Below are 10,062 nucleotides of genomic sequence, written 5' to 3' on the forward strand. Positions count from 1 at the left end.
CGCCCGCATCCGCCGCTCCCGCAACGCATCCACGTCACGACCAGGACCACGACGCCGGCTTGTCGACCGTGCACCAGTAGACGTGACCAGGATTGACATGCCTACCAACGGCATTGACCCGCAGCGACTCACCGAAAAATCGAAAGATCTTTAACTTGACGATCCCGGAGCCCGAGGCGCGCCGCCTCGGTGGCGGCTTGTGCGTTGAGCCACCAGGTGTCGGCGCCGACCGCGAGGAAGTTGAATCCCTGCTCGGCCAGGCGGAGCGCGGCCTCCGCGCTGCCACAGGGAATACCCACGGCCAGGTTCCGGCGCAGCGCGACCTCGCGGACGTGGTCGATCGCCTCGGCGTGGGGTCCGGGGACAGGGTCCAGCCCGGGCGGCAGGCCCAGCGTGATCGCGAGGTCGCCGGGCCCGATGTAGAGGCAGTCGACGCCTTCCACGGCGGCGATCTCCTCGGCGTTCTCGATCCCGCGCGCGGTCTCGATCATGATGATGCAGGCGGCTCCTTGGCTCACGTCGCGCGGATCCCGGCCGAACGACTGAGCGGCTCGGACCGGACCGAAGCTGCGCGTCCCGGCGGGGTGGATCCGGCAGGCGGCGACGGCCGCGGCCGCGTCGTCGGCGGTCTCGATCATCGGGAAGATGACGCCGTGCGCGCCGGCGTCCAGCACGCGCCCGGCCGCTGCCGCCTCGGACGATGGCATGCGCACGATGGGCGTGCAGCGGGTCCGCGCCATGGCCATCAGCGAGGTGAGAAGGGAGTCGTACCCGTACAGGCCGTGCTGGGCGTCAAGGCCTACGAAGTGGAAGCCCTGCAGCGACATCAGCTCGGCGACGAAGGGCGACCCTGTCGAGCACCAGGCGCCGAACGCGGTCTCGCCGCGGGCCCAGCGCTCCTTGAGCAAGTTCATCAGGTCCCTCCTGGGGCGTCGACTGTCGTGGAGGCTAGCAGCGTGCGAGCCAGATTATCAACGCTGGCGTTGAGTTTATTATCGGAGGCGTAGGGGGATCCAGTCTGGCGTCGCGTTCAGGCGCTCGCGTCCTCGCTCCGGAGTCGGCGATCCAGGAGGGTGAGCGGCAGCAGTAGCAGGGCTCCGACCCCCATCAGGACGTAGCCGACGTGGTGGAGTCCCTGGTCGCTCACCTCGGTGCGGAATGCGATGGCGCAGACCGTGGATGCACCGATCGAGCCCAGGTAGCCGCAGGTCCGGAGCAGGCCCGCCGCCGTTCCCAGGGTCCGTGCCGGCGCCTCGCGATAGAGCGCGGTCTGGTTGCCCACGTTGCTGGAGCCGCCCATCAGCCCGAAGGTCGCCACGACGATCAGCAGGACGGGGAGCGGGGTGTCCTGCGACAGGAGCGTCAGGGACAGGGCTCCGAGTGTCAGGAGGCACGACGAGGCGATGAGTGGCCACCGGATCGTCGCGCGCCGCGACACGATGAACGCCGCCGTCCCCGAGAGGATTCCCATCGGCATCAGGACCATGCCGGCCTCAAGGGGCGAGAGCCCGCGACTGCTCTGGAGCCACTGGGTGAGTCCGAACAGGACGGAGTACGTGCCGACGAGGCTGAGGGCGTTGCGCAGGTAGGTACGGCTCAGCGCACCGTTGGTGCAGAGTAGGCGGAGGTCGATGAACGGGTTCGACGACCGGAGTTCCCACGCCGCCAGCAGGGCCGCCAGGACGACGGCGATGGCGAGGCCGGTCCCATCGATTTCGGGCAGGCCCATCAGGAACACCAGCAGCGTCGTCATCATTGCGGCGAACAGGAGCAGGCCGAGGAGATCGATGTCGGCGACGACATCGCGTGCTGACCGGCCGCGGCGCCGGGGCGGGTCCTTCGGCAGCCAGAGCATGGCCATGGACAGGGTGATCGTAGCTAGTGGCAGGTTCACCGCGAATGCGGCCCGCCAGCCGAGGCCCTCGACGAGCAGGCCGCCCAAGGTCGGGCCGAAGGCCATGATCGCGGCGCTGATGACGGCGATCCGGCCCAAGATGAGCGTCGGCGGCCCGGTCATTCCCTCGTTGCTGGCGCGATGCCGGATGAGGAGCATCGCTGACGGGTAGGCCGCGGACGTGCCCAGTCCGATGAGGACCCGGGACACCGTCAGGGTCGGGATGTTCGTGGCGACCAGGCCGACGATGCCGCCGATGAGGACGGCCGTCGTCCCGACCACGAACACGCGGCGAGCGCCGAACTGCTCCGCCAGGCGGCCCGCGGTCGGTTGTGCGATCGCGCTCGTCAGGTAGAGCGCGGAGATCAGGATCGCCGTCCTGGCGACGGGCACACCGAGGGAGGCGGCGATGGGAACGAGTGCCGTGGCGATGATCGAGCTGTTGACCGGGTTCAGGATCGTGCCCAGCGTGAGAGGGGTGCTGAAGCGGGCCCCGAAGCGATCGCGGGCCGGGCCGGCCGGGGCCGTGGTGCGGTCGTGCGCGGAGCTGGCGACGGAGTGGTTCAAGTGGACCCCTCTGCGGAGAACGCCGGGAAGAAGGCGTGGAGAAGCACAGGCTTCCTGCTGAACTTTAGCAGGCTATCTGCGCATCTACTAGGATCGGCGAATGTCGCAGCAGTCGATGTCGCCGGTCGTGGGAACTGTTCAGCTGGTTCCTGGTAGCCAGGTTCGTCCATTGTGGAGTTTGGTGAGGGCTTCGAGGGCGTTGATGCCCTGTTTGCGGGTGGTGGACAGGTAGCTGCGGATGGCGCGGAACGTTTCGGCGCCCGGTCCAGGTGCGCAGCCCGCCGCTGATCTTCTGTCGGAGTTTGACCATGCGGATGTCACGCTCGGCCAGGGAGTTGTCGAATGGCACGCGTAGGTCGTGGGCGAAGCGCAGCACGTCGGTGGCGAACCCGCTGAGTCGGGCGAGGAGGTTGACCGCAGGTGGGCGGGCGCGGTTGCCCGGCGGGGTGGGGTTGGCGGCCCTGCCGGCGGTGATGATCTTCTCGTAGTGGCTGCGATAGACGTGCAGCAGACGCTCGCCGATGGCCTCGGCACCGTCAGCGCGTGCGGATCGGGCCATGTCGTTGATCTCGCACAGCAGCCGGATCAGGTCCTGAGCCCAGGTCTGGGACGGGTCGGCGTCGAGGATACCGGCGAGTTCGCGTAGGTGGTGGGCATTACACAAGGCGTGCGCGATGCCGTAGCGGCGGTAGGGGGTGTAGCCGTCGTGTACGGCGATGCCAGTGAACACGGGCAGGACCCCGGCGGCGGCCATGGCGTCGTGACCTCGGGACGGGTGTACCTGAAACAGCGACAGTGTCGCTGTTGACGCCGAGTGTACCCACGCGCCGGCGCCGGCCACGCGCAGCCCGGTCTCGTCGAAGTGCGCCACGGCTGCGGTGGCGATCCGGTCTCGGACCGCCGTCAGGAACGGGGCCAGCCCGTCGCTGGTGCGAGCGAGCACCGCGACCAGAGTGCCCGCCGACATGCCGACACCGAGCAGATCCGCCAGGGTCTCGCAGGCCCGCTCATAGGGCAGGTGCTGGTAGCCGACCAGATAGGCGCCGATGGCGCGGACCCGCGGCCCGTACTGCGCCGGCGCGCCCACCCCATCAGGCACGGCTGCCATCGTGACCGTCCCGCACCTGCAACGGCAGTGCTCCAGCTGGTGCTCGGTCACCTCGAGGCGCACCTTGGGCAGGTCGAACACCTGCCGCGCCTCGACCGACGTCACCGGCGCCCGGCGCAGCGAGCGGCCGCACCCGCCACACGCGACCGGGCTGTGCACGATCACCCGGTCCGGCTCGACGACCTGCCGCAGCGTGAACCCGGCCTCACCCGGCTGCTTGCCCGGCGCCCGACCTGAGGACTGCCGCCGCGACCGCGGCGGCGGCTTCACCGGCCCGTCCGACGACGGCGGCTTCGACGACGTCCGCGAATCCTTACGCAGCAACGCCTCCAACTCGGCCACCCGCCGCGTCAACACCTCGATCCGCGCGTCCCGCTCAGCCAGCGAGGACTCCAGCCGGGCCAGCCGCTCCAGCAACTCGGCAACCGGCAGCGAATCGGACACGCCACCCAGGATGGGCCAGACCACCCACCAAGATCAAGACCTGCCAATAAGAACCTGCTGAATGGTTACGGTCGTGGCCACCGAGCTGATGAAGGCGATGACCCGCCTGCGGGCGCGGTTGCGTATCGAGTCCGCACCGATCGGGCGGAGCTGGACCTGGTCCCAGCTGACGACGCTCACGCGGATCATCGAGCACGGCGCGAGCTCGATCACGGACCTGGCGCAGGCCGAGCACATGCGCCGGCAGTCGATGACCGAGACCATCGCGGCGATGGAGGAGGGTGGTCTCGTCCGGTCGGAGCGTGATCCGGGTGACGGCCGGAAGCGCCTGATCGTGGCGACCGCCGACGGCGAGCGCCTCGCTCGCCAGATCCCGGAGGCTCGATTGGCCTGGCTCACGGCCGTCTTCGACGAGGTCCTTGACGTGGACGAGGTCGACACGATCCTCCGCGCCGTGCGGATCATCAGCCGGATCGCGGACATCGAGGGCGCGACGTGCGTCCGTGCACTCGATGCCGTGCGCCGGCGGGGCGTCCCCGGGCGCGAAATTGCCAACACTGACGTTGACAATAAGAAGTGAGCGGCGTTACGTTCGGCTCTCCTCCGGCGAAAGAAGGCGCGAACAGTGATGTTGCCGCTGACCCCCGACGAGCTGCTCACCACTACGCGAACAGTGCGGAAGCGGCTCGACTTCGATCGTCCCGTCCCGCGCTCCATGATCGAGGAGTGCATCGAGATCGCGTGTCAGGCGCCGAGCGGCGGGATGAAGCAGAACTGGCACTGGATCGTCATCGGGGACGAGGAGACCAAGAAGAAGATCGGCGAGATCTATCGCGACTCCTGGATGACCAACGCCGCGGCCGGCAATGTTCCGTCCTACGAAGCGGACAACCCGCGAAGCGCGCGGATGGCCAGGGTGGTCGAGTCGGCTACCTATCTCGCCGAGAACATGGGTCGCGCGCCGTGGCTCGTGATCCCCTGCGGCACGGGCCGGGTCATGGAATCGCCGACAGTGCCGGAGCAGTCGCGGTTCTGGAGCTCCGTGCTTCCGGCGATGTGGAACTTCATGCTCGCCGCGCGGGCCCGTGGCCTGGGCGTCGCGTGGACGAGCGAGGCCCTCAAGCGCGAGGAGGAGATCGCCGACCTCCTGGGCATCCCCTACCCGGAGGTCACCCAGTGCGGGTTGTTCCCGGTGGCGTACTCGATCGGGACCGACTTCAAGAAGGCGAGCCGCATTCCCGGCTCCGAGCTCACCCACTGGGACCGCTGGTAGCGACCGGCGCGTCGCCGGCGGGTGTCTTCGGGCGACCCTCGGCGGCCACCAGCACGACTCGCACGCATGATCCGGGGACCTCGGTGGTCTCCCGACCCAGGAGAAGGACTGCCATGGCCACCAGCGCGATCGACCTTCCGCGCGTGATCATGACCGACGCGGCCGAGGCGCTGCGTGCCGAGGTTCGTGAGTTCATCGCGAGCGAGCTCGCGACCGGCGGCTTCCGTCCCACGGTCGACAGCTGGCTCTCCGGAGTCGATCCGGCCTTCAGCAAGCGCCTGGGCGAGCGTGGGTGGCTGGGGATGACGTGGCCCGCGCGGTACGGCGGGCAGGAGCGGTCGACGCTCGAGCGGTACGTCGTCATCGAGGAGCTGCTCGCGGCCGGCGCTCCGGTCGCGGCCCACTGGGTGGCCGATCGGCAGAGCGGCTCGAACATCCTCGCCTTCGGGTCCGACCACCTGAAGGAGATGATCCTGCCGCGCATCGCAGCGGGAGAGTGCTTCTTCGCCATCGGGATGAGCGAGCCGGATGCCGGCTCCGACCTCGCGAGCATCCGGACCCGCGCTCGCCGCAACGCGGACGGCGACTGGGTCGTCAGCGGAGCGAAGATCTGGACCTCCAACGCCCAGCACTGTCACTACGCGATCGTGCTCGTGCGCACCGCGGACAAGGACGACCGGAACCGGCACGCCGGAATGTCGCAGCTGGTGGTCGACCTCGCCTCCGACGGCATCGCCATCAACCCGATCGCCATCCTCGACGGCACCCAGCATCTCAACGAGGTCGTCTTCGACGACGTCGTCGTCCCGGCGGCCATGCTGCTCGGAACCGAGGGTGACGGCTGGCGCCAGGTGACGGCCGAGCTCGCGCACGAACGGTCGGGGCCCGAGCGGTTCATGTCGACGTTCGCCCTCCTGGAGGAGTACTTCCAGCTGGTGCGGGCCACCGCTGCGAGCGATCAACTGGAGCTGCTCGGCATGCTCTCCGCGCGGTTCCTCGCGCTGCGCGAGCTGTCCACCCGGGTCGCCGGAGAGCTCGATCGCGGCGCGCTCCCGAACGTGGCCGCCGCGATGGTCAAGGATATGGGCACCGCGTTCGAGGTCGACAGCGTCGACGCGCTGAGCACGGCCACGGTGCCCGAGCGAGGCGCCGGTGCTGGGGATGGCTTCCCCGACCTCCTGAGGCTCGCCCAGCTACACGCTCCCGGGTTCACCCTGCGCGGCGGCACCAACGAAGTCCTGCGGTCGATCGTCTACCGCGGTCTGGAGGGAGCCTGATGACGAAGACGGATGCGGACGTGATCGCGGAGACCATCGCGCAGATCGTGGACGGCGTGCGGAGCGATCGCGCCGCGCCTGAGCTGGACGGCGGCTTCGACGCGGAGCTCTGGCTCGTCCTCGCGAGCTCCGGCATGACGGCGGTCGGCGTCGACGATGCTCTGGGCGGGTCGGGCGGCCTGGCGCAGGATGCGGTGGCCGTCGTCCGCGCACTCGCCCGGGCCGCGGCACACGCGCCGGTGGCCGAGCACGCCATGGCGGCGTCGTGGTTGCTGGAGTCGGTGCGGAGGGAGATGCCGTCGCAGGAGCGCCCGCTCGCGATCGTCACGGGTCCGGATCTACGGTTCGACCCGACGACTCGCCTGCTCAGCGGCAGCGCCGACAGCGTCCCCTGGGCTGACGCGGCGTCCGGGCTGGTGGTCGTCGCCCGCGCCGAGCACGGCTCCTGGGTGTGTCTCATCGAGGCAGCAGCCGCCGAGATCGTCCCGGGCACGAACCTGGCGGGCGAGTCCCGATGCGCCGTCGTGCTGGACGTTGCGGTTGAGGCGGGCGACGCCGCTCCGCTCGACGCCGGGCAGCCGGAGGAGGTGCAGGCCCGGCTCGCGCTCATCCGGGCCACCCAGATCGCCGCGGTGGTCGACGAGACCCTCAGGCGCACTCTTCGGTACTGCGACGAACGGGCCCAGTTCGGCCGGACGCTCAACAACTTCCAGTCCACTCGTGATGCGCTCGCAGAGCTCGCCGGGGAGGCAGCGGTCGTCAGCGCGCTGGCCGACCGTGCGCTCGGCGATCTCACGACCGATCGCGAGAGATTCCCGGTGACGGTCGCCGCAGCGAAGATCCGCGCGTCCCTCGCCGCACGGCGAACCGCCCGCCTGGCGCACCAGTTGCACGGAGCCATTGGCTTCACGCGAGAGCATCCGCTCCGCCTGCTCACCACTCGGCTCTGGGCCTGGAGCAACGAGGCAGGCAACGAGCGGGAGTGGTCGCAATGGCTCGGCCGCCACCTCGTCTCCCAGGAGCGCCTGTGGACGACCCTGGTGGGTGGACGGGTGTTCGCCCCGGACCGCTGAGGAGCGGACGACCGAATCCCTGAGCCATCGCCGGCGGTGGCTCCCCGACCACGAGGGGCGCATCATGGACGCTGACTTCGACACCCTGCGAGTGAGCACTCCGCGTCCTGGCGTGGCGCTCGTCCGACTCCACCGTCCCGAGCGGTTGAACGCGATGAACGCCGTCATGTTCGACGAGCTCCATCGCCTGTCGGTGGCGGCCGAGACCGACCCCGCCACCCGTGCCCTCGTCATCACGGGGGAGGGCCGCGGATTCAGCGCGGGAATGGACCTGGCCGACGCCGTCGGGCTGTCCGACCTGACGCCGGCCAGGTTCCTCACGAGACAGGAAGGCTGGGCGCGCGCCATCACGGGCTTCGCGCAGCTCAGCGTCCCGGTCATCGCCGCGGTCAACGGACCGGCAGCGGGTGCCGGATTCTCCCTGGCGCTCGCGGCCGACCTGCGCATCGCATCGCCTGCCGCGCGATTGAACGCCGCCTTCATCCGCATCGGGCTGACCGGGGGCGACTGCGGCAGCTCGTGGCTCCTGCCGCGCATCGTCGGTCATGGTCACGCCTCGGAGATCCTGCTCACCGGGCGCCTCGTCGACGCCGAGGAAGCCGTGCGCATCGGTCTCGTGAACCGGGTCGTCCCGGCGGAGGAGCTCGTCGATCGCGCCCTCGACATCGCATCGGAGATCGTCGCCAACAGCCCACTGGGGGTCAGGCTGACCAAGCAGGTGCTGCGCATCAACAGCACCGAGCCCTCGCTCGATGCCGCGGTCGAGCTCGAGAACCGGAACCAGGCGCTCACCAGCCAGTCGGCCGACATGGCCGAGGCGGTGCGCGCCTTCATCGAGAAGCGAACACCCGTCTTCCGTGACTGCTGAAGGCATCCGCGACTCCTGCGGGTCGCCGGAGGCGTCGTACGGAGGCCCCATCCATCGCAGAGAGGTCGATTCGATGCCCGAGGTAGTCCTGGAGGGTGACGGTCCCGTCGCCACTATCACGCTGAACGCGCCCGAGCGCCGCAACGCGCTCACCTTGGAGATGGCTGACGCCTTCGTGGCGGCCCTGGCGCGGGTGGGCGAGAACCGGGATGTCGCCGCACTCGTCGTCCAGGCGCGGGGGGAGTCCTTCTGCGCGGGCGCCGACTACAAGGTGCTGTCGGCCGCTGCAGCGGATCCGGCCGAGGCGGAAAGCTTCGAGATGATCAGCCGGATCTACGACTCCTTCTTCCTGCTCGGTCAGGTGGGCGTGCCGACCATCGCGGCGGCTCGTGGTTCCTGTGTCGGCGCCGGCCTGAACCTGCTGCTAGCCACCGATCTCCGTATCGTCGCGCGGGACACGCGCCTCCTCTCCGGGTTCGCGCCACGAGGGCTGCACCCGGGCGGCGGGCACCTGCACCTCCTGGCTCGCGTCGCTGGACGTGAGACCACCGCCGCGATGGCGCTGTTCGGTCAGGAGATCGACGGCGAACGTGCGGCGCGTGTCGGCATGGCCTGGGAGGCGGTCGACGCCGCGGACGTCGAGAGTCGTGCCCATGCGATCGCCTCCAGCCTTGCCGCGAACCCGGCGCTCAGTCGCCGGCTGGTCCGGACGTTCCGCGAGGAGACGGAGTCGTTGCGGACGAGTTGGCAGGTGGCCAAGGAGCTGGAGCGGCCCAGCCAGATGTGGTCCATGCGGAACCCCCCGGGCTGAGCGCCGGATCCTTTGCCTCCGAATTTCAACATAGATGTTGAAGTTGCGTTCCGAACGTCCTACCTTGATGACATGACGATTCGGCTGATCGACACCCACCGTGCGGAGGTACTCATGGATGCGACGACCGTCGAGCCCCGGCTCTTCCGCACTGTGCTCGGCCACTTCCCGACCGGTGTCACGGTCATCACCGCCGCGCGAGCGGACGGCAGCCCGGCGGGACTCACCATCGGCTCGTTCTTCTCGGTCTCCCTGGAGCCCCCGCTGGTCGGGTTCTGCGTCGGCAAGTCGTCGACGACTTGGCCGCTGATCCGGGTCACGGGCGCGTTCTGCGCCAACGTCCTCGCCGGCGACCAGGGCGAGGTCTGCCGACAGCTGGCTCAGGGCGGAGAGGACAAGTTCCGTGGCGTCGCCTGGGACACCGCTCCGACGGGGTCGCCGCGCATCGACGGCGTCCTCGCCTGGATCGACTGCGAGATCGACACGGTCCACGACGCGGGGGATCACGAGATCTGCATCGGGCGGGTCCGCACGCTCGCCGTCGAGCGCGACTCCACGCCCTACGTGTTCTTCCGCGGCACCCAGCTCGGCTACTAAAGATCTTTCGAATTTTCTGTGAGTCGTTGCGGGTCGATGCCGTTGGCGGGTAAGGCAATCCTGGTCACGTCTACTGGTGCACGGTCGACAAGCCGGCGTCGTGGTCCTGGTCGTGACGTGGATGCGTTGCGGGAGCGGCGGATGCGGGCA

10 protein-coding genes are annotated in these 10,062 nt (G+C 69.3%); 7 read left to right on the forward strand and 3 right to left on the reverse strand.

From position 1 onward, the window contains the following. Positions 1–128: 128 nt before the first annotated feature. From AB0367_RS38215 to AB0367_RS38225, 3 genes are all read right to left on the reverse strand, one after another. A complete protein-coding gene (locus AB0367_RS38215) occupies positions 129–914 on the reverse strand; it encodes an aldolase/citrate lyase family protein (RefSeq protein WP_366231414.1) in 786 nt (261 codons plus the stop codon). 116 nt (positions 915–1,030) lie between these two features. Next, the gene (locus tag AB0367_RS38220; RefSeq protein ID WP_366231415.1) at positions 1,031–2,461 is read right to left on the reverse strand and encodes an MFS transporter; all 1,431 of its coding nucleotides are present in this window, start codon (positions 2,459–2,461) and stop codon (positions 1,031–1,033) included. A 64-nt stretch (positions 2,462–2,525) separates the two neighbouring features. After that, on the reverse strand, positions 2,526–4,013 hold the full coding sequence (locus AB0367_RS38225) for an IS66 family transposase (protein ID WP_366231416.1): 1,488 nt from the start codon (positions 4,011–4,013) through the stop codon (positions 2,526–2,528). Between the two features lie 73 nt (positions 4,014–4,086). On the opposite strand from AB0367_RS38225, the gene AB0367_RS38230 reads away from it, so the two are divergent. From AB0367_RS38230 to AB0367_RS38260, 7 genes are all read left to right on the forward strand, one after another. Next, on the forward strand, positions 4,087–4,593 hold the full coding sequence (locus tag AB0367_RS38230) for a MarR family transcriptional regulator (protein WP_366231417.1): 507 nt from the start codon (positions 4,087–4,089) through the stop codon (positions 4,591–4,593). 48 nt (positions 4,594–4,641) lie between these two features. Further along, positions 4,642–5,286 (forward strand): nitroreductase family protein, encoded by a 645-nt coding sequence (locus AB0367_RS38235; RefSeq protein ID WP_366231423.1) that lies wholly within the window; start codon positions 4,642–4,644, stop codon positions 5,284–5,286. 113 nt (positions 5,287–5,399) lie between these two features. Then, entirely contained in the window at positions 5,400–6,563 is a 1,164-nt protein-coding gene (locus AB0367_RS38240) for an acyl-CoA dehydrogenase family protein (RefSeq protein WP_366231418.1), read from the forward strand. Then, positions 6,563–7,636, forward strand: coding sequence for an acyl-CoA dehydrogenase family protein (locus AB0367_RS38245; protein ID WP_366231419.1), 1,074 nt, complete (start codon positions 6,563–6,565; stop codon positions 7,634–7,636). Before AB0367_RS38240 ends, AB0367_RS38245 begins: the two co-directional genes overlap by 1 nt. A 64-nt stretch (positions 7,637–7,700) precedes the next feature. Beyond that, complete coding sequence (locus tag AB0367_RS38250; RefSeq protein ID WP_366231420.1) at positions 7,701–8,504, forward strand: enoyl-CoA hydratase-related protein; 804 nt, start codon at positions 7,701–7,703, stop codon at positions 8,502–8,504. 73 nt (positions 8,505–8,577) lie between these two features. Continuing rightward, positions 8,578–9,315 carry an enoyl-CoA hydratase-related protein gene (locus AB0367_RS38255; RefSeq protein ID WP_366231421.1) on the forward strand — a complete coding sequence of 246 codons (738 nt, stop codon included), beginning with the start codon at positions 8,578–8,580 and terminating at the stop codon, positions 9,313–9,315. Positions 9,316–9,387: 72 nt separating this feature from the next. Next, positions 9,388–9,912 carry a flavin reductase family protein gene (locus tag AB0367_RS38260; protein WP_366231422.1) on the forward strand — a complete coding sequence of 175 codons (525 nt, stop codon included), beginning with the start codon at positions 9,388–9,390 and terminating at the stop codon, positions 9,910–9,912. Positions 9,913–10,062: the final 150 nt, after the last annotated feature.

Origin of the sequence: Dactylosporangium sp. NPDC051484 (assembly GCF_040689395.1) — a bacterium.
Classification (GTDB): domain Bacteria; phylum Actinomycetota; class Actinomycetes; order Mycobacteriales; family Micromonosporaceae; genus Dactylosporangium.

What these genes read in the sequence shown, in the direction of transcription:
- AB0367_RS38235 (WP_366231423.1), top strand. Translation starts at nt 4,642, where the DNA reads ATGTTGCCGCTGACCCCCGACGAGCTGCTCACCACTACGCGAACAGTG.
- AB0367_RS38240 (WP_366231418.1), top strand. Translation starts at nt 5,400, where the DNA reads ATGGCCACCAGCGCGATCGACCTTCCGCGCGTGATCATGACCGACGCG.
- AB0367_RS38255 (WP_366231421.1), top strand. Translation starts at nt 8,578, where the DNA reads ATGCCCGAGGTAGTCCTGGAGGGTGACGGTCCCGTCGCCACTATCACG.
- AB0367_RS38250 (WP_366231420.1), top strand. Translation starts at nt 7,701, where the DNA reads ATGGACGCTGACTTCGACACCCTGCGAGTGAGCACTCCGCGTCCTGGC.
- AB0367_RS38215 (WP_366231414.1), bottom strand. Translation starts at nt 914, where the DNA reads ATGAACTTGCTCAAGGAGCGCTGGGCCCGCGGCGAGACCGCGTTCGGC.
- AB0367_RS38260 (WP_366231422.1), top strand. Translation starts at nt 9,388, where the DNA reads ATGACGATTCGGCTGATCGACACCCACCGTGCGGAGGTACTCATGGAT.
- AB0367_RS38245 (WP_366231419.1), top strand. Translation starts at nt 6,563, where the DNA reads ATGACGAAGACGGATGCGGACGTGATCGCGGAGACCATCGCGCAGATC.